Source organism: Alphaproteobacteria bacterium (assembly GCA_002869105.1).
Lineage (GTDB): Bacteria > Pseudomonadota > Alphaproteobacteria > UBA7879 > UBA7879 > UBA7879.
Window position 1 is genome coordinate 172,237 of record PKTP01000007.1, and the last position, 19,391, is coordinate 191,627.

A 19,391-nucleotide genomic window follows, 5' to 3' on the forward strand; every position below is an offset into this window, starting at 1 on the left:
ACGGCCTCGCCTCGCAATGACAAATAGGACGCCCTCCTAAGGCGCGCACTTATCTCCCCGTCATCCTGAGGAGTGACAAAGTCACGACGTGAGGATCTAATAATGCAGGGCAGATTTTGGTAACTTAAGGCGGAAACACGCCGCGCACGGCGCGGTTGCCCTTTAAGCTATTGCCGTTTCTGAGATCATGATATATGCTTTTTTTAATCTAAAGGGGAGCATCTTATGAAAAAGTTTTTATTATTGGTTCTGTGCCCATATCTATATGGAAATGCCTCTAACCATGTTTTAACCAACCACTTTAGAAGCCCCCATCATGGTCATACGATCTGTCACCCTGAATATGAAAATTGTAAAGACCAAGCAAAGCAAGAAACCTTAACCCTCACGTCTGGTGTTGTCAGTATGGGCACAAAAAACGTTGGTCCCCTGTTTTATAGTGGAGGTATTCAAGCTGAAAATTTCATGGGGACTGATGAAAAAATCCACTTCAACGCGTTAAAATCAATTGATAATAATTCTAAAGAGCATTTATCTTTTGATTACGAGCAGCCTTTTTTTAAGGGGCCCTTCCAACTTGTGATGGGCGCCTTTTCAGATAAATTTCATCACATCGGCAAGGATTTCAAAGCCCGTGATCTTCATATTATTAAACAAAACTTTAAACTTGGACTGACTTATTTGTTTGCTAACGAATCTGAAAAAAAGATCCGATCCGAGCTGGCGCTAGAAATGACCAATACAAAAAATGAAATTCGATCCTTGAGATCAAAAAGACAAGACCGGGTGCGAAAAATTGTTATCACCAATACTTATGAAGGTATCGATAGTTGGTATGGCAAAAATTTAATTGATTTTAAATTAAAGCACGGGATGCCGGAATTAGGAGGATCAAAGGATAGAGAGCAAACAAGAGTACAAAGAGATAGCCATACGCGTTTTTGGATTGGAAATATAACGCTTCAGCGCTTGCAAAAGTTGCCTTACGGCATGAATGCCGGCGTTACTTTTGTAGGGCAAGTTGCCGATCGCCGCGTTGCCTTTTCAGAACTCATGAAACCTAAAACACCTCTTTTTTGGTCCTTTTATCCAGATATCTTTTTTTTAGGGGATAGTGGATATGAATATAAACTGAAACTTGGGTATGAAATGCAGTCCAAGGGACTATTGAAGAAGTCTGAACTTTATGGATTTTTTTCATACTTTGACTTAAGAAAAAGAAGAAAGCCATCAGGCATCTCAAATAAACTTCATGCTAGCAGTACTCATTTAGGTTTCAGAGGGCAACTTTCTGAATACGCCGACTTTTTTGCTGAGCTCGTCATTCCAACCAAGAAACAGTTACAAAATGAAAAAATGGTCAAAAAAGACATTTTTGGTCTAAATTTTAAGGTGAAATTATGAAAAAGACCCTTCTCTTTCTAATATCTGTTTTAAGCTTTTCCACTTTTTCAGAGATAAATCGGCCGCCCATAAATATTTTAAGCATCGATGGGGGTGGTGTTCGTGGTGTGGGTTCAATAACCCTGCTTGAGGAAATCATGGAAGAAGCAGGCATTACTTTTGATGATGCCTTCGATATGGTGGGCGGTGTTTCAGCAGGCGGCATTATAAGTTTAATGCTGACAATGCCCAAAAAAGAGGGGTGGGAAAAGCGATCCCCTAAAGAACAGATGCAGATGATCAATGATAAATTCACAAAAGCAAGTGTAGATTTAATGGGCTCTGATTTTTGGGGCGGTGTTTTAAATAAACTCCGTCTTGTTTATTACGGGTATCGATTTAGTGAAAAAAATCGCATAGAGGTGGCCGATAAAATTTTTGGTGATGCCTCTCTTAAAGATGCCTCCAAGCCAGTCGTCCTTTTATCGGTTTTAAATACCCCCGGGCATTATGCGCCTTTTACTTTCAAAAGCTTTCCAACCGAATCAGAGAAGTTTGAAAATTTTTACATGAAAGATGTTGCGCGGGCAACGTCTGCAGCGCCCACCTATTTTTCTTTAGCTTTCATCAAGAGCATGGGCATGCAAGAGGCTCAGCCATATCCCTTAATTGATGGCACGCTTTCTTCTAGTAGTGCGTCTCTCCTTCTTTATCTCTATGCAAGTGAGCTTTTTCCAGGCCATAAGATCAACATTATTTCTCTTGGTACCGGGTCTGCGGTTGAGCAAAAATCCATGAAAAAAAACATCCCCCTTAACAAAATTATTTCTGAAGTTTTGCAAATGGTTACCCTCAGTTCCATACCGAGAATTCATGAAACCCTTCTCCATATAGATCACTTGGTTCATAACTTTTCTTATTACCGCATCAACTTTAAAGTTCATGAACACAAGCTCCTGCATGAAATTTTTAATGTGGATAATATTGAGGCGTTAAAAAAAGAGGCAAGAGCATATGCGCATACCCCAAAGGCGCGTGCAAAAATCAAAGAAGAAATTGCGCAGCTTTTGAGATCGTCCAGAGGGCTCTAAAATGAGACCGATAGGATTCTCACGCGCCATTCTGTCGCTCAGAATGACAAAAAAAACACCCGTCATCCTGAGGAGAAACATTGTTTCGACGTGAGGATCTAGAGAGATTGCCACAGTCGTTTCACTCCTTCGCAATGACGTAGAAGAGGAAGGAGATTGCCACGTTGGGGCTACGGCCCCGCCTCGCAATGACAAATAGGACGACCCCCTGAAGAGCACACTTATCTCCCCGTCATCCTGAGGAATGGCGCAGCCATGACGTGAGGATCTGATTGATACCAAAACGGCAATTCTTAGCTTTTCTCGATCGATCCAAACTGAAAACAGCACTGCATGACAGACCGCAGAAGCTGCAAAAGGGATCGGCGATTGGCAGCAATTTTGGCATCAGGATCATTCACCAAAACACCTTCAAAAAACGCATTCAAGGGATCATAAAGAGCCTCAAACTGACCCAAAACAGCTTCAAACTGGCCTGTTTTGACCAAATCCGGCACTGTTTTTTCCAAGGCCTGAACCACCTTACACAAGGCGGTTTCAATGGAATGTTGGAACACATCTTCTGCAACAGGGTCCCTTTCCTGAGCTTCTCCTAAAATGCGATCCACCCGATCAAAAGCCATCACCAAATTGTGCCCCTGCGGGGTTTTTAACACGGCTGTCAGAACCTGGCAGGCCTGCACAGCCCGGGCAAAATCCAAACTCTCCACAAACCAAGAGCTCCGCAGCGTTGCGTCAATCACATCATGGGCATACGTTTCTTTTAAATAGTAACGGAACCGATCCAGGATAAACTGCCGCAATTGTTGGCTGTACACCGCATAGTCGATTTTTTCATCGCTCACCACCGATAGATAATTTGTTTGAATGAGTCTTTCAACGTCCATCTTTATGCCATGATCAACACACAAACGAATGATTCCCAATGCCGCCCGGCGCAACGCATAGGGGTCTTTTGAGCTGGTCGGCTGAATGCCCACAGCAAAGAAACTGGTCAAGGTATCCAAGCGCTCAATCAAGGCCAACTGCGCTGCCGTTTTGTCGGTTTGACCCTGGTCTTGGTAGTGCTGCCGCACCGCTTGGCATACCTCTGAATCATATCCATGATGGGCCAAATAATAACCGCCCATCACCCCTTGCAGTTCCGGAAATTCTGCCACCATCTGCGAGGCCAAATCAGCTTTGGCATAGCGGCACGCCTGTTTCAACGCGTCGTTTGCGTCATCTAGCTGGGCGGCCATTTTTTCAAAGCGCTCCAGGCGCTGATAGACAGTCCCTAACTTCTCATGAAAGGTTTGGGCTTTTAATTTTTCATTCCAGGCATCCAAGCTCGCTTTTTGATCAGCGCGCCAGAAGAACTGAGCATCTTGAAGGCGCGCCTGAAGAACCGCTTCATTTCCCGCAATAATGGCGTCAACCCCGGCTTCAGGATCAATATTAGCGGTAAAAACAAAAGCATGGCTCAAGGCCCCCTGCGTATCATAAAGAGGGGTATAATATTGATGCGTCCACATCGAGGTGGTTAAAACTTCAACAGGCATTTGCAGGAAGTCTTTGGCAAAATGACCCACACATACCACTGGCCACTCCACCAAGCCAGCCACTTGCTTGGCTTGTGCCTGTGCGGTCTCTGGCAAAACCAATTCTCTATCGCTGGCTTTTTCCTGATAACCGGCCTGAATTTTTTCCGCCCGCTCTTCTGCTCGGAGAATCACAAAACGATCTCGCAACGCTTGGTTGTATTGCGCCCAGGTTTGCACCTCAAAAGCATCTGGTGCCATAAAGCGATGGCCATATGACACCCGCCCAACCGTCACTCCAGGATGGGGCGCTGGCACCGGCAATATCTCACCGTCAAACAACGCCACCAATGTATGAATAGGCCGCACCCAGCTAAAGTCAGAAGATCCCCACCGCATGGATTTGGGCCAGCGATAGCTTTGCAAAAAGCGGCTGATCAACGCGGCCAAAATCTCCCCGGTAGCCTGTCCCTTTTGCGTAAGGGCTGCAAAGTAAAACACACCCTTTTTATCCAAGTCCCGCTGGTCAAGCTGATCCAAAGACAATTGGACACTCTCTAGAAATCCGTCAATGGCTTTTTGGGGTGCATTCACCGCGGGGCCTTTACGTTCCAACACCTCATCCGCTTGTGTGGCTGGCAAGCCTTGAATTGAAATCGCCAATCGACGCGGCGTCACAGCTGTTTCCACACGCTCAAAGCTCAGGTTTTTTTCGGCCAGGCCGTTCTCAAAGTGGTCTTTCAGAGCCTGACAGGCGGCTTGTTGCATCCGCGCTGGGATTTCTTCCGAAAAGATTTCAAACAAAAAATCGCTCATGCCCCTTTTCCTGACTCCCGTTGTTCTCGCCACAGAGAGCAGCACGCTTTGGCCATGGCGCGCACCCGCCCAATGTATGCCGCGCGATCGGTCACGCTGATGGCCCCCCGGGCATCAAGCAAGTTAAAGGCATGGCTGGCTTTCATACAAAAATCATACGCCGGCAAGGGCAAAGCATGGTCCACCAATTTTGCGCACTGCTGTTCATAGTGCTTAAACTGATCCATCAAAACCGGCACATCGGCATGTTCAAAATTATAGGCGGATTGCTGTTTTTCATTTTCATAAAACACATCCCCCCACGTGATTTGATCCGCCCCGGTTTGACCATTCCAGTTAAGATCAAACGCGCTTTTTTTATTCTGCAAAACCAAGGCCAGGCGCTCTAATCCATAGGTCAACTCCAAGGAAACCGGTTCACATTTCAAGCCGCCCATTTGTTGGAAATAGGTGAATTGAGAAATCTCAGCGCCATTGCCCCATACTTCCCAACCCAAGCCACTGGCGCCGAGTGTGGGGCTCTCCCAGTCATCCTCAACAAACCGAACGTCATTGGCCTTCAAATCAAAGCCCATGGCTTTTAAACTATCGAGGTACAGCGCTTGGGCATTGATGGGGCAGGGTTTAATGATGACCTGAAATTGGTAATAGTGTTGGAATCGATTGGGATTTTGGCCATATCGGCCATCGGTTGGCCGCCGGCATGGCTGCACATACGCCGCCTTCCAGGGGTGAGGATCCACGGACCGCAGCGTTGTCGCGGGATGAAACGTGCCTGCCCCCACTTCCATATCATAGGGTTGTAAAATCGCACAGCCTTGCTTGGCCCAAAACATCTGCAGATTCAGAATCATATTTTGAAAGGCTGTTTCCATGGCGACTGCTTTTTATTGTCCTTACTAGTCTATAGCACAGGCCCCAATTAGAAAGAACCGAAAAAGTAAAGCGGAATCAACACCAGCGCTGCTGCAATCATAAAAAGAGAGAGCGCATGATCGCCTATTGAAAGGGTATTCTGACGCCGTATGCGTTGAACCTGAAGAATGGCATTGGGTACCAACACCGCAATAAAGACCAGAGCCACTCCGGCAAATTCTAAAGCCTGAACAAACAACTGATCATCATAGAGCATCACCGCCATTGGTGGCACAAATGTGCACGCCCCCACCAGTAATGAGGGAGCGGCTCGCTGATCCGTTTTCAGCATATCTCTAAAATAATCACTAAGCCCCAAACCAACGCCAATAAAGGAAGTCAACACTGCAAACAACGCAAAGAGATTGAGCCCAATTTCAATCCAAATAATCCCCGTCTTTTGGCCCAAGAACTTAATCATCGTTGCCATATCTCTCAACGCTGCGGGCTCTGATTTTGTCAATTCTAAGCACAGCGCAATCCAGAAACAATACAGCACCACGGATAAAAACGTCCCCCAAAAGAACGCTTTGCGCAGCGCCGCACCCTGGCCATTATTGTACGTGATCAGGCTGGGAATGCTGCCATGAAACCCAAAGGAAGCAATATAAAGCAATAAAACTGCCACGGATTGGCCCACACCCTGTAACCCCGTCAAAGGCCGGTCAAAAGACGCCAGAAACGCGCGCGCTTCAATCATTTGGATCAGCGGCACAGCCACCACCACAAATACTGCCAGCTTCACCAAAAATAACAGCCGGTTGGCATAATCCGTGAAGCCGGTATGCCAGAGAATCACGCCGCCAAACCCGGCAAAAATCAACATCCCAATGCCTTTGGCCGGATAGCCCGTGAACTGATGCAATAGCTGACTGGCCCCCGAGGCATACGCAGCCAACAACGCATAAAACAACCACAGCATTGCAATTGCCATCACCACAGCACCGGGGCGACCAAAACCATCAACCACCAACGTATGAAAAGTGGCGTGTTCTGGGTGCGGCTTCATGGCTTTTAAAATGATGTAAGCATTGGCCAGCATAAACAGCCAAGCCACCGCCATAAATATCAGGCCCCGCGGCAGCCCAATTTCAGCTGTTTTCAGGGGGAGCGCCAACATACTGGCACCAATGGTTGTTCCGGCCACAATTAAAATTGTGCCAATATACTTATTCCAAGTCATATATTCTGTTTTACGAAGAATCTGTCAAAGACGCAAGGAGGATCACACAATTTTTTTTTAGTCTGTCATTCCTGTGCAAGTCAGGTAGTTCGATCATAAAAAACACACGTCATCCTGAGGAGGGCAGCGACGTGAGGATCTCATGAATAAAGGAGATTGCCACGTTGGGGCTACGCCCCGTCTCGCAATGACAAACAGGGACGTCGTTGCGAAGGAAGGAAACTGTTAGAAGATAATCGTCATTCTGAGGAGGCGTTTTACGCCGCCATGAAAATCTCATTACGAATTCCAAAAGATCTTCACACGCCTCCCACTTGATTAGGAGTACTTACAACCACATGAAACCCCATATACAGTCCCATCGCTTATCATAAGTATGCATTTATTTTGACTCGTGGAGACCTTCCCTTTATCACATTTGCAGTCTTGGTCTGCTTTTTTACAACCTTCATATGACGTAACACAGCCACAAGTTAAACCATCTGCATTCAACTTACATTTATTTTCATATGCAGACCAAAGCTCATTCGGTCCAGAACACTGACAGGATTCGCCCTCTTCCATACAGCCATTTTCTCTATTATCGCCATATACATTTGACAGCGTCAAAACCCCAAAAACCAAGATAAACACACTCTTTAATCGCAATAAATTCATCAGACTTTCCTCCCAAAGTTTTTAGAATAGATTCATTATAACCACATAGCAAGACACTGGCAATCTCCATCCTTAAACCAGATCCTCACGTCGAAACAATGTTTCTCCTCAGGATGACGGGGAAAGAAATGCGCGCCTCAGGATGACGTTTTTATTCTTCGCCCTTGCGTGGGCGGTGCATAAAAAACCATCGTCATTGCGGGGAGCCCGCGACTGCGGCAATCTCCTTCCCTGCTTCTTCGCGCCCTTGCGTGGGCGGTGCACAAGCCCCAACGCGGCTATCTCTCTCGCTAGAACTATCGCAATCTTGGGATACTGGGTCAAAATTCTCCCGCCCGTCCTTACATATCTCCTTGCAGTTGGGAGACATAAAAAATATAATGCCTTTAAATTTTTATTAATGGACTTTCATGAAACTCGTTATTGAACAAAAAAGCTTAACTGAGGCCCTGGGCCATGTGCGTTATATCGTTGAAAAAAGGAACATCTCTCCCGTTTTGGGCAATGTTTTGATCGAAGCGCAAGACGGGCGTCTTTTCCTCACCACCACGGATCTGGATGTCAGCATCCGCGAGGAAACCAAAGCAACCATTGTGGAACCCGGGTCAACCACCATCAATATCGCCACTCTCTATGAAATTGTCTGCCGCATCCCCGATGGCTCTGAAATTGAACTCAAAAGCAATGAAGAGAACGGCCAAGTCGTTGTTAAAAGTGGCAAAGCGCGTTTTCAATTGCCGTCCATTTCAGCCGATCAATTCAGCGCCTCTTTGGCGGCCGACCTCCCCAATCAATTTACTTTAACCGGCGCTGAACTTTATGCCTTGTTGCGCAACACAGCTTTTTCCATGTCCGATGTTGATTCGCATTACACCATGAATGGCGTTTATCTGCACAGCCTCAAACAAGATGACCGGGAAATCCTGCGTGCCGTTGCAACCGATGGTCATCGGTTGGCTTATGCTCAACAGCCAGCGCCTAAATCGTGCATGGACATGCCCGGGGTGATTATTCCGCGCAAAACCATTCGCCTGATCCTCAAGCTTCTTGAGAAAAACCGTGATTTCGATGTGAACGTCAGCGTTTCCTTGACCCAAGTGATTTTTGCCTTTAACACCATTCACGTTCAATCCCGTCTGATAGATGGTCAATTCCCTAACTATGTTGATGTGATTCCCACTCAAAATACTTTTGAGCTTAAGATCAATCGCCGTGACTTTTTAGAGGCGGTGGATCGGGTGTCCTTGCTCTCTCAAGATAAAACCAACGGCATCAAAATGAGCATCAATCCCGGCAGTCTCACGCTCTCAGCCGCCAGTCCCAATGCAGGAAGCGCCGTTGAAGAAGTGGCCATTGATTACAGTGGTGATGCGATAGAAACAGGTTTTAACGCCGCCTATCTCAGCCAAATCGGGGAACACATCGAATCTAAAACTCTGGTGGGCCAGCTTCATGATGAAAACACGCCGATGATTCTCTATGGTCAGGATGAGGGTGAAAACCTCTATGTCCTGATGCCCATCCGCGTTTAAGGAGGCAGGGTGCACAACCCATCGCCTGCAGCGTCGGCATGCTGGCTGGCTGAGCTTAATCTCTATTCATTCCGAAATTACACCGCTCTCACCCTTGAAACCGATACCCGGCCGGTGGTGATAACGGGGCCCAACGGCACGGGGAAAACCAATATCCTGGAATCGATCTCTATTCTCGGCACCAGCAAAGGGCTCCGCCGGGCAAAAATTCCTGACATGCGCCGGTTTCAAGAAAGGCAGAGCCCCTGGGCGGTTCATGGTCGCCTGCATTATAGTGACACCGACAGTCACACAGTGGTGGCGGCGCAAGATCCTGAAACCTTAACCAAGCGCAAAACCTTGGTCAATGGCACGGTCACCAACCAAACAGACTTATTTCAGTGGCTCACGGTTTTATGGCTCACGCCTTTCATGGATCAAATCTTCATGGAATCTGCCGCCCCCAAACGCAAATTTCTCGATCGATTGATCTCTGCCTTATTCCCGCATCATCAAACACATACCGCCAAATTGGAATACGCCTTACGCGAACGCAGTAAGTTGCTGCGTGATCAGGTCACCGATGATGTGTGGTATCGGGTTCTAGAAGATCGCATTGCCCGCGAATCTGTGGTGATCATCAACACCCGTCAAGCCTATCTCCGGGAACTGAATGCCGAATTGCAAAGCAGGCAAACGCCGTTTCCCATTCCGCTCTGTACCCTTACTGGCCAAATCGAAACATGGCTGGACCAAAGCCCAGCTCTGGCCGTTGAAGAAAAGATTTGCCGCTATCTCCGAGATCATCGCGCTGAAGATCTTCTCAATCGCACCAACAGCATGGGAGGGCATCAAAGCGTTTTATGTGTCAATCACCTTGATTTTAACCGCCCGGCTGAGGTATGCTCAACAGGTGAACAAAAAGCGCTTTTGGTCTCGCTTCTCTTAGCGCATGCGCGGTTGGCTCAGGCAAAAAAACACCGGATGCCAATTGTCCTTTTGGACGAAGTGGTGGCACACTTAGATCAAAGCAAACGGGAAAAACTATTTAATGAAATAGTGGATTTAAAAATGCAAACGTGGCTAACCGGTACTGATGAAGCCCTCTTTGAGGCCCTTGCCGGAAACGCTCAGTTCTTTACAACAACGCCGCAAAGTTAGGAAAATAAAACATGTCAGATACCCCAAACACTTCAGCTGATCCTCAAGAATATGGCGCCCATTCCATTCGTGTCCTGAAAGGGCTTGAAGCGGTTCGTAAACGCCCCGGGATGTATATTGGGGATACCGATGATGGATCTGGTTTGCACCACATGGTCTATGAAGTCGTTGACAACTCCATTGATGAAGCGCTGGCTGGCCACTGTGATGTTGTTAATGTCACCCTTAACCCCGATGGGTCCGTCACCGTTCAAGATAACGGCCGGGGGATCCCGGTAGCCCACCACGAAGGTGAAGGCATCTCAGCCGCTGAAGTGATCATGACCCAGCTTCATGCCGGTGGTAAATTTGATCAAAATTCTTACAAAGTATCTGGGGGATTACACGGGGTTGGTATTTCCGTGGTGAATGCCCTTTCCTCTCATTTAAAACTGACCATTTGGCGTGAAGGAAAAGAACACGTGGTTGAATTTTCCGATGGCGCCACCATCAGCCCTCTCAAAGTTGTGGGCGATGCGGAACCAGGACGAACCGGCACCAAAGTTCAGTTCACCCCCTCGACAGATGTTTTCACGCACATAGAATTTATCTATTCAACGCTTGAGCACCGCTTGCGTGAGTTAGCGTTCTTAAACTCGGGGGTACACTTAATCTTAACCGATGCGCGCACGCAGCCTGAAAAAGTGGCTGATCTCTGCTATGAAGGGGGGCTTACGGCCTATGTGAAGTTCCTTGATAGGGCGAAACATCCTTTGCACCCGCCCATCAGTTTTGAAGGCAGTAAAAACGGCATCGAAGTTGAAGCCGCCATGGAATGGACAGATGCCTACCATGAAAACACCTTGTGTTTTACCAACAATATTCCCCAACGGGATGGTGGTACCCATTTGGCAGGGTTGCGGGCAGCCATGACCCGGGCGATCAATGGCTATGCCAACGCTTCTGGTTTACTTAAAAAAGAAAAAGTTACCATCAACGGCGATGATTCCCGGGAGGGTCTCACCTGTGTGCTCTCGGTTAAAGTACCTGACCCCAAGTTTTCCTCTCAAACCAAAGATAAATTGGTCTCTTCGGAAGTTCGGCCGGTGGTTGAATCCGTCATTGCAGACAAGCTCAATCAATGGCTTGAAGAAAACCCAGATGAAGCTAAGAAAATTATTCAAAAAGTCATTGAGGCTGCAACGGCGCGGGAAGCAGCCCGCAAAGCCCGTGAACTCACCCGCCGGAAAAGTGTACTGGAAATTGCCTCACTGCCTGGAAAACTTTCGGATTGTCAGGAAAAAGATCCAGCGCAAAGTGAAATCCTCATCGTTGAGGGGGACAGTGCCGGAGGGTCTGCCAAGCAAGCCCGGGATCGAAAGTTCCAAGCTGTTCTACCTTTGCGGGGGAAAATTTTAAACGTTGAACGCTCCCGTTTTGATCGGATGATTGCTTCAGAGCAAATTGGTAACTTGATCTGTGCCCTGGGCACAAGCATCGGTAAAGAAGAGTTCAATATTGATAAACTCCGTTATCACCGCATCATCATCATGACCGATGCCGATGTTGATGGCAGTCATATTCGGACCTTGATCTTGACCTTCTTCTTCCGGCAAATGCCAGAAATCATTGAGCGGGGCTATCTCTATGCGGCCCGTCCGCCTTTGTACAAAGTCAAGCGCGGCCAATCTGAAATTTTCATGCAGGATGAAGAAGCGTTTGCCAATTACCTGATCCAAGAGGGATTAAAAGATGCCGTGTTGCATTATGGCAATGGCCTGCAAAGCACTGCTCAAGATTTGGTCGCTTTCGCGGCCATGTGCCACCGCGTCAAAACCTTGGTGGTGCATTTAACGCGTCAATTCCCCTATGCCCATATCATTGAGCAAATGGCCATTGCCGGTTTGTTGGATATCAAGAACCTTGTTGATGGTCAGTACACCGAGGCAACGCTCGAGAAAATTCTTGAGCGCTTAAACAAAATTCCCGATCAAACCACTTGGCATGGCCACATCGATGGTCAAGGGGCGTTGGTTTTGAACTCGCGTAAAAATGATGTCCCTGAAATGTTCATCGTAAGTCCAGAACTGGCACAAACCGCCGAAGCCTATCAGCTCAACGGTCTGCACACGCAGCTGAAAGAGTTTTTTGAGCAAGAGCCTGTTTTGCGCACCAAAGAGGGTGAAAAAGTTTTCTTCAGTCCAATTGCTCTCTTCAAATATATCGAAGATCAGGGTCTGAAAGGCATCACCATCACCCGCTATAAGGGACTAGGTGAAATGAGTGCCGACCAACTTTGGGAAACAACCCTCGACCCCGAAGCTCGAACGTTGATTCAGATTAAAATGCATCACGCTGAAGAAGCCGATGAAATGATCTCAACCTTATTGGGAGATGTCGTTGAACCTCGTCGAGCATTCATTCAGGAAAATGCGCTGAATGTTCAAAACTTGGATGCTTAGTCGCGATTAACGGTGAATAAATACCACATAAAATCACGCCCAAAACGATCAAAATCGGCTCCAAAAAGCTCAATTTCGATCAAAATAAGGCGGTTTTTGCTTCCTTTTTTGGCGTTCTTTTTTATCGTTTTTCTCTTTGTCGGCGCTTGGCTCCTGCAGGGTTTGCCGAGCATTGACCAAGTCAAACCCGGGAGTAAGCGTCAAAGCATTGTTTATCTTAACCGTCATCGCCAGGAAATCGGCCGTCACGGCGACTTAACCGGCGAAACCATCCAACCAAACACCATTCCAGCCTCGCTCAAAACCACCTTGCTGGCCATTGAAGACAGTCGCTTTATGGAGCATCATGGCATTGATATTTATGGATTATTTCGGGCCTTTATCAAAAACATCACCTCCAGATCCATTGTTCAAGGTGGCAGCACCATTACCCAACAAATTGCCAAAAATATCTTTTTAACGCCGGAACGCTCGCTGAAAAGAAAGGTTCAAGAGCTGATTTTAGCCTGGAAACTTGAAAATAAATTCAGTAAAAACCAGCTGTTAGCCATCTACTTCAACCGGGTTTATCTCGGCTCAGGTGTTTATGGCGTTGACGCTGCGGCACAAGAATACTTTGGCAAGCCGGCCAGTCGGCTAACTCTGGCTGAATCCGCTCTGATTGTCTCGCTCCTTAAAGCGCCAAGCCTGCTGTCACCCTTTGTAAACCCTGATAAACTCCGTCAGCGTGGCAAGCTTGTCATCACACGCATGGTCCAACAAAATACCATCACGCCTGCCCTTGGAAAAACGTTGGAAAAACAAATAGATACCCTTAAATTTCAACCACGTTCCCTGCGTGATAACACCGGTTATTTTATTGATTACGCCCGCCAAGAACTCGCGTCCATTCTCAAAACGGATGAAGATTTAATTGTCACAACAACCCTGAATTCAACGCTCCAACACAATGCCAACACGGCTTTGCAGGTGCAAATTTCAGCAAATCAAGCCTCACTCAACGTCAACCAAGGAGCATTTGTTGGTTTGCAGCATGATGGAGCCATTGTCGCCCTTGTGGGGGGACTTGATTATTACCGCTCTTCTTATAACCGTGCTTGGCAAAGCCAGCGTCAGTATGGCTCTATCTTTAAGCTTTTTGTGTATTTGGCCGGTCTTGAACACGGCTTAAAACTAACCGATATGTTCTCTGACACCCCGCCCAAGCTGCAAAACTGGCAGCCCCGCAATTACGGCTGGCGGCCGCGGGGCCAGATTTCTCTCTTGGATGGGTTCACCTATTCGGTCAATGCCATCGCCGTTCGGATTGCCCATCGCGTTGGCATTCAGCCTGTCATTGAAGTGGCGAAGCGCCTCGGTCTCAGTGGCCCTTTTGAACCCAATCTCAGCACAGCGCTCGGCAGCACGTCTGGATCCTTACTCACTATTACCAAAGCCTATACAACCCTTGCGAATGATGGCTATGATCTTGAGCCCTATTGCATTCTTGAGGTGCATAACCTGAAGGGGCAGCTTCTCTATCAGCGCCCCTCAACAACAACTTCCAGACTTTTACTAACACCTGACATTGTACAACAGATGACCACCCTTCTTCAAAGCTCTAATCAAATCGGCACAGGTCGAAGAGCGTATATTGCGGGTATCAGCAAAGGAAGTAAAACTGGCACATCACAAAACCATAAAGATGCCTGGTTTATGGGCTTTACCCCAACATTAACCTTAAGCGTATGGGTAGGAAATGATGATGGCGCACCGATGAAACGTGTCACAGGGGGGCGTTTGCCCGCACAAATCTGGCGGCAAACCATTCTCTCCGGGCTACCTAAGATACGTAAGACTGGTTCTTTTCCTGGTAAGAATAGTAGGAATCTTGAGTGATGATCACATGATCAACCAATTCTATTTCCAAGCTGTGGCACATGGTTTGTAATTTTGTGGTGATTTGATCATCTTGCTCTGAAGGCATCGCCCGGCCACTCGGGTGATTATGAAACAACATAAGACCTGAAGCCGAACAATTAAGTGCCTGACGCATCATCGCTTTTGGATGAATCAGAACAGCGTTAACGCCCCCTTGCGTTTGAATATCTTCGTATAGCACCTGATGGCGCGCATTCAGATAAAACACCAAGTAATGCTCGCATTCAAAGGGAGTCATGCGCAAGCGGACATATTTGATCAGTTGATCAAATGCTGTTAACAGCGGCTTTTGTTGTTTTGTTGGTGAGGTCAACTGAACAGCTAAGGCATGAATGGTCTTAAGCGTTGCAATGGTCTGGTCACCAAGGCCTGAGAGTTGTTTTAATTCATCAATTGGCCGATCAATCAATTCTTGAAAAGTACCGTAACGCTGCCACAGTTTTTTAGCAATTGGCTTGACATCCCCTCTTGGAATACTAAGGAATAAAATTAACTCAATAAGCTCATCAGGCGCCATCGCATCTGGGCCACTTTGCAACAGGCGATCCCGTAAACGTTGTCTATGACCATGATTCAGATGCTTGATAGTCATGCTAACTTTTGTATGGCGGGCAATGCCATCCTTTTGGCGACAGCGTGAAAATTTCACATCCTGTTTCAGTCACGCCTATGCTGTGTTCAAACTGCGCAGATAAACTTTTGTCACGCGTCACAGCTGTCCAATCATCAGCAAGCATACGCAGATCGGGCTTCCCAATATTAATCATCGGCTCAATGGTAAAAAACATACCCGCAGCAAGTTTCATCCCTGTTCCGGGTTTACCGTAGTGCAGCACCTCTGGCGCGGTATGAAAAACCTGACCCAATCCATGCCCACAAAACTCGCGTACAATGGAATAGCCTTTCTTTTCAGCTTTTGATTGAATAACGTGACCGATATCACCTAATGTCACCCCAGGCTTAACGATGGCAATGGCATCCATCAAGCACTCATAGGTTGTTTCAATGAGTTTTTGAGCTTTGATGGTTGGTTTACCCACATAAAACATCCGACTGGTATCACCATACCAACCATCTAGGATAACCGTTACATCAATATTAAGAGAGTCTCCGTCCTTCAGCACTTTAGGACCAGGAATGCCATGACAAATCACATGATTCACCGACGTGCATATAGATTTTGGAAATCCACGGTAGTTCAGGGGTGCTGGAACAGCCCCATGATCAATAATGAACTCATGGCAGAGCTCATTCAAGTAGTCCGTGCTCACACCAGGGACAACATGCGGTGTAATGAAGTCGAGTGTTTCAGCTGCCAACTGGCCCGCTTGATGCATTTTCTCAAATTCAGCTTTGGTGTGAATGCGCACCTGCTTGCCGGCGTGGTCAAAATAACTCATATCTCTAGCTCCAATGGTAATTCTCCTATGATGTTGATGCCAGTCGGAGACACTTTACAGGAATAAGCAATCACAACAACACCTTTTTGATACGCTTGTTGCAAGAGCTTAGCATAGCTTGGATCTATATCACAGGCAGGTCTAAACCGCGTGCAATCCTCTCTTTGAACCATAAAAACAAGACTTGCGGCATCGCCCTGATCTCTCAAATCCATCAGCGTTTGAAGATGTTTAGCGCCGCGTAGAGTCACTGCATCTGGAAACTCAGCGCAGCTTTCGTTTCTCATGAGTGTCACATTTTTCACCTCCACATAGCAGCGCTGTGTTGGGGTGGTGAGCAAAAAGTCGAGGCGGGTTTGCATGCCTACTCTCACTTCAGGCTGACAGGTTTTATAGAGTTTAAACGCCTCTAGTTTTTCGGCAACAAAAGCGTTTTGGAAAAGCTTATTTGGCCACTGGGTATTAACGCCAACCCAAGCCCCCTCAACTTGAACCATTTCAAGCGTATATGGAAGTTTGCGGGTAGGATTGTCACTCATACTAAAGGCAACTTTCAGCCCCAGGTCCTTAAGCCCCATCATGGATCCAGAGTTGGGACAATGCACCGTCACCACAGATCCATCTTCGCATTCAATATCAGCTAAAAACCTCTTATAGCGCCGGACAAGACGTCCGATCTGTAATGGTTTAGAAAAGTTCATTGGACAGAAACCACTATTTTTATTAACACTTAATGAATAGTGATAACACATGGTCTGCTTTGAGAAAAGATGTCTACATATACACCGATGGCGGGTGTCATGGAAATCCAGGCCCGGGCGCATGGGCCGCTCTACTAAGATGGCAGGGTCAGGAAAAAGGGTTTTCAGGGTTTGACCCTCAAACCACCAACAACCGGATGGAGCTGATGGCGGCCATTCACGGGCTGGGTCAACTGAAGCGCCCAATGACCGTCCATCTTTATTCCGACAGTCAATATGTTGTGAAAGGGATGACTTCTTACATTGCAGACTGGCGCTGCAACAACTGGCAAACAGCGGTTAAAAAGAAAATAAAAAACCTGGATCTCTGGCAAGAGCTTGACCGTTTAAATCAAAAACACCATGTCACTTGGCATTGGGTTCGCGGTCATGACGGCCATCTGGAAAATGAGTATGTCGATGGCTTGGTTCAAAAAACCATCAAAACTCATCTAGACAAAGCCACGTCATCCTCGCACGTGATCCTTTAACTTAATGTTTGTGGACATGCCAATTTTTGCCAATGCGTGATCACGGCTCTCAAACACCCACTTCAATAGCTCTTGACACGTTTTGGACGGGAGAAAGTTTTTGTTCACCCGCACATAAAAATCAATTTCATCCCCCTCAAAATCCGGCAAAACCTGAACCAAATTTAAATTCGTCAATCGAAGCGTTTCTTCAGAGGCAGAGATAATCCCCAGGCCTTGCTCAGCCAAAACGTCCATAATGCGCGGCCCATAAACATTAATAACACGTGTTTTTTCAGTCGCTTTCAAAAGATCATACTTGCTGTATTTCTTGCCATATTTAGCTACTTTGGGCAGAGGACTATTAAAGAACATCAGTGTTTTTCCTTTTAAATCATCCAGGATTTTGATGGGACCTGTTTTCTCAATAAGCTTAGGAGAAGCCCATAATTTCTGCTTAAAGTTATAAAACGGAATATAATCAAAATATTCGTTGGTTTCATTATCAAGCCAGGAACATAGGAAGATTTCATTGTACCGTTGATCGATGTGAAAGAACGAGTCAATTTGGCTAATGGATAAATCTAGGTCAGGCGTTTTGTTATAAAAATCTGCAATGTATGGCGCAAAAAAACCTTCCAAAATGGTTTGCGTTGACGACAGGATTACTTCACTGGGGCTTTCAGTTTTGTAATGCATCCCCAGAGTTGAATACATATGATCATAGGCCCCGACAATCTGGGAAAAGTTTGCAAGGATATGCTCAGCTTCAGGTCTGGAGCGTACATTTCCTGCTTTCGAAATATCAAAGAGTGTAAGGCCTATTTTTGCTTGTAACCGCCGTAAACTGGTAAGCGCTGTAGTGCGTTGAACGCCAAGTTTATGCACCGCACTTCTGATTTTTTTACTTCCACTATTAGTGCTGTTCAATTATCATTCGCTTAAGCTAGATCTTTCTAAGCTTTCTACCCCTGATGAAGATTTTAAAAAAACCATTCAACAAGCCCATGAAGATCTTAAATGGATTCAAAATTATATCCACCGGCGTGATCAAGCATTGGCAGAGGCGCAACGACAGGTCGAGGACTTGAAAGTTAAAAATAAATTTTCCAGCGTTTTGGGAGAGTTGAAATCTCGTGCATTTGAAAAAGAAAAAGCTCTTTTGCAAGAACAAACAGAACTTCAAGAACAAGAGATGAAACGCCAACGCGACCTGGCACAGGATCGTTATGACAGCGATAATATATTTGCAAGAGCTGTACAAATGTTCAGCGAAAACGGCGGAGATACGAACTCTCTAAGAAGCGCGCTCTGGCCATTTGTTGAAGAAACAATGAAAAATATATACGGCGCTACCTTTAATAAACTCAATCCAGGGGCAAAAGACGATTATGTTTCTGGGATTCTAACTGCTCACATCCCCGCAACACTTGGTCAGGTAAATGGAACTTCTATTGCTTTACAACTTGCAAGAGGAAACGCATTATTGCAAAAAAGAAGTGCCCCAGAAGAAGGATCTCGTTCAGCTGGATCTCACTTGTCAGGTGGCGATAGTGATGTTTTTGATTTGTCCGGAACCCCTTCTCACATAACAGAATCTCATGGGCAAGAAACCTCTGCTCCTGATCTAACAGGGGCAGCTGGTGCTCCTGCAGTAAAAATCTCAGCCCCAACAAGTAGCTTTGCTCCAAGTTCAGTATTTGATCTAGGAGAAGATGAGTCATCCTCTAGTTCTTCACGACACTCTAAAGGCTTTGTTAAATCAAGAAGAGCATCATCTAACCCTGCAGACAACATCTCTACGTTCGATCTGGTTAGTGACAGCTATGGTTCTCTAGATGAGCTCAACTCCCCTCCCCCAGCTCATTTAGAGTTACAAAAACAAGTTACGAGAACATTCATATCAGAGGAAGAAGAAAGACAAGAACTTGAAAAAGATGCCCTCAAAAGATTTGGGGCGAGCTTTAAAACACCTGCAAAACTTAAGCGAACTCCTCACCCTGCGCCACAGACATCCCCTCAAAGCCAAAGAAAGTATTCTTCTTCAGCTACCGAGTAGCCCGCTGCGCCCTAAAAACGCTGCTGCAAAACCAAGTCCTGATGATTCTTCACAAAAACCACTTGGTATAAGCAGAGATTTGGCTGCTGGTCCTGGCTCAGAAAATGCAACCCCTGAAGATTTT

15 protein-coding genes are annotated in these 19,391 nt (G+C 46.5%); 8 read left to right on the plus strand and 7 right to left on the minus strand.

The genetic code is table 11. The features are described from left to right. Positions 1-225: 225 nt before the first annotated feature. The gene (locus tag C0582_03905; protein PLX29680.1) at positions 226-1,404 is read left to right on the plus strand and encodes a hypothetical protein; all 1,179 of its coding nucleotides are present in this window, start codon (positions 226-228) and stop codon (positions 1,402-1,404) included. Beyond that, positions 1,401-2,474, plus strand: coding sequence for a hypothetical protein (locus C0582_03910; GenBank protein PLX29681.1), 1,074 nt, complete (start codon positions 1,401-1,403; stop codon positions 2,472-2,474). The genes C0582_03905 and C0582_03910 overlap by 4 nt, the downstream gene beginning before the upstream one ends. Positions 2,475-2,767: 293 nt before the next feature. Here C0582_03910 and C0582_03915 read toward each other — a convergent pair whose 3' ends face one another. The 3 genes from C0582_03915 to C0582_03925 all read right to left on the minus strand — a co-directional run bounded on the left by C0582_03915 (position 2,768) and on the right by C0582_03925 (position 6,908). Continuing rightward, positions 2,768-4,810 (minus strand): glycine--tRNA ligase subunit beta, encoded by a 2,043-nt coding sequence (locus tag C0582_03915; GenBank protein PLX29682.1) that lies wholly within the window; start codon positions 4,808-4,810, stop codon positions 2,768-2,770. Continuing rightward, positions 4,807-5,664, minus strand: a complete 858-nt coding sequence (locus tag C0582_03920) for a glycine--tRNA ligase subunit alpha (GenBank protein PLX29808.1) — start codon at positions 5,662-5,664, stop codon at positions 4,807-4,809. Before C0582_03920 ends, C0582_03915 begins: the two co-directional genes overlap by 4 nt. 68 nt (positions 5,665-5,732) lie before the next feature. Beyond that, positions 5,733-6,908, minus strand: a complete 1,176-nt coding sequence (locus C0582_03925) for a hypothetical protein (GenBank protein PLX29683.1) — start codon at positions 6,906-6,908, stop codon at positions 5,733-5,735. Between the two features lie 1,067 nt (positions 6,909-7,975). Here C0582_03925 and dnaN point away from each other — a divergent pair. From dnaN to C0582_03945, 4 genes are read left to right on the plus strand one after another with little or no spacing between them, the layout of a single operon-like run. Further along, on the plus strand, positions 7,976-9,097 hold the full coding sequence (gene dnaN / locus C0582_03930) for a DNA polymerase III subunit beta (GenBank protein ID PLX29684.1): 1,122 nt from the start codon (positions 7,976-7,978) through the stop codon (positions 9,095-9,097). A 9-nt stretch (positions 9,098-9,106) separates the two neighbouring features. Next, positions 9,107-10,237 (plus strand): DNA replication/repair protein RecF, encoded by a 1,131-nt coding sequence (locus C0582_03935; protein ID PLX29685.1) that lies wholly within the window; start codon positions 9,107-9,109, stop codon positions 10,235-10,237. Positions 10,238-10,248: 11 nt separating this feature from the next. After that, the gene (gene gyrB / locus C0582_03940) at positions 10,249-12,678 is read left to right on the plus strand and encodes a DNA topoisomerase (ATP-hydrolyzing) subunit B (GenBank protein PLX29686.1); all 2,430 of its coding nucleotides are present in this window, start codon (positions 10,249-10,251) and stop codon (positions 12,676-12,678) included. A 12-nt stretch (positions 12,679-12,690) separates the two neighbouring features. After that, a complete protein-coding gene (locus tag C0582_03945) occupies positions 12,691-14,556 on the plus strand; it encodes a hypothetical protein (GenBank protein ID PLX29687.1) in 1,866 nt (621 codons plus the stop codon). Here C0582_03945 and C0582_03950 read toward each other — a convergent pair. The 3 genes from C0582_03950 to C0582_03960 are packed head-to-tail and all read right to left on the minus strand — an operon-like array spanning position 14,501 to position 16,699. Next, entirely contained in the window at positions 14,501-15,190 is a 690-nt protein-coding gene (locus C0582_03950) for a hypothetical protein (protein ID PLX29688.1), read from the minus strand. The two genes, C0582_03945 and C0582_03950, sit on opposite strands and share 56 nt — an antisense overlap. A gap of 1 nt (position 15,191) precedes the next feature. Further along, positions 15,192-15,998 (minus strand): type I methionyl aminopeptidase, encoded by an 807-nt coding sequence (map, locus tag C0582_03955; protein ID PLX29689.1) that lies wholly within the window; start codon positions 15,996-15,998, stop codon positions 15,192-15,194. After that, positions 15,995-16,699, minus strand: a complete 705-nt coding sequence (locus tag C0582_03960; GenBank protein ID PLX29690.1) for a DNA/RNA nuclease SfsA — start codon at positions 16,697-16,699, stop codon at positions 15,995-15,997. Before C0582_03960 ends, map begins: the two co-directional genes overlap by 4 nt. A 32-nt stretch (positions 16,700-16,731) precedes the next feature. On the opposite strand from C0582_03960, the gene C0582_03965 reads away from it, so the two are divergent. Further along, positions 16,732-17,229: a ribonuclease HI gene (locus C0582_03965; GenBank protein PLX29691.1), complete on the plus strand. Its 498-nt coding sequence runs from the start codon at positions 16,732-16,734 to the stop codon at positions 17,227-17,229. Here the strand turns inward: C0582_03965 and C0582_03970 are convergent. Next, on the minus strand, positions 17,206-18,096 hold the full coding sequence (locus tag C0582_03970; GenBank protein ID PLX29692.1) for a hypothetical protein: 891 nt from the start codon (positions 18,094-18,096) through the stop codon (positions 17,206-17,208). The two genes, C0582_03965 and C0582_03970, sit on opposite strands and share 24 nt — an antisense overlap. Positions 18,097-18,127: 31 nt before the next feature. Here C0582_03970 and C0582_03975 point away from each other — a divergent pair, with 31 nt between their 5' ends. Beyond that, a complete protein-coding gene (locus C0582_03975) occupies positions 18,128-19,267 on the plus strand; it encodes a hypothetical protein (protein PLX29693.1) in 1,140 nt (379 codons plus the stop codon). Positions 19,268-19,391: the final 124 nt, after the last annotated feature.

Excerpts from the sequence above, each read along its gene's own strand:
- C0582_03920 (PLX29808.1), bottom strand. The coding sequence starts at position 5,664 with ATGATTCTGAATCTGCAGATGTTTTGGGCCAAGCAAGGCTGTGCGATT.
- map (PLX29689.1), bottom strand. The coding sequence starts at position 15,998 with ATGAGTTATTTTGACCACGCCGGCAAGCAGGTGCGCATTCACACCAAA.
- gyrB (PLX29686.1), top strand. The coding sequence starts at position 10,249 with ATGTCAGATACCCCAAACACTTCAGCTGATCCTCAAGAATATGGCGCC.
- C0582_03950 (PLX29688.1), bottom strand. The coding sequence starts at position 15,190 with ATGACTATCAAGCATCTGAATCATGGTCATAGACAACGTTTACGGGAT.
- C0582_03960 (PLX29690.1), bottom strand. The coding sequence starts at position 16,699 with ATGAACTTTTCTAAACCATTACAGATCGGACGTCTTGTCCGGCGCTAT.
- C0582_03965 (PLX29691.1), top strand. The coding sequence starts at position 16,732 with ATGAATAGTGATAACACATGGTCTGCTTTGAGAAAAGATGTCTACATA.
- C0582_03915 (PLX29682.1), bottom strand. The coding sequence starts at position 4,810 with ATGAGCGATTTTTTGTTTGAAATCTTTTCGGAAGAAATCCCAGCGCGG.
- C0582_03910 (PLX29681.1), top strand. The coding sequence starts at position 1,401 with ATGAAAAAGACCCTTCTCTTTCTAATATCTGTTTTAAGCTTTTCCACT.
- C0582_03905 (PLX29680.1), top strand. The coding sequence starts at position 226 with ATGAAAAAGTTTTTATTATTGGTTCTGTGCCCATATCTATATGGAAAT.
- dnaN (PLX29684.1), top strand. The coding sequence starts at position 7,976 with ATGAAACTCGTTATTGAACAAAAAAGCTTAACTGAGGCCCTGGGCCAT.
- C0582_03925 (PLX29683.1), bottom strand. The coding sequence starts at position 6,908 with ATGACTTGGAATAAGTATATTGGCACAATTTTAATTGTGGCCGGAACA.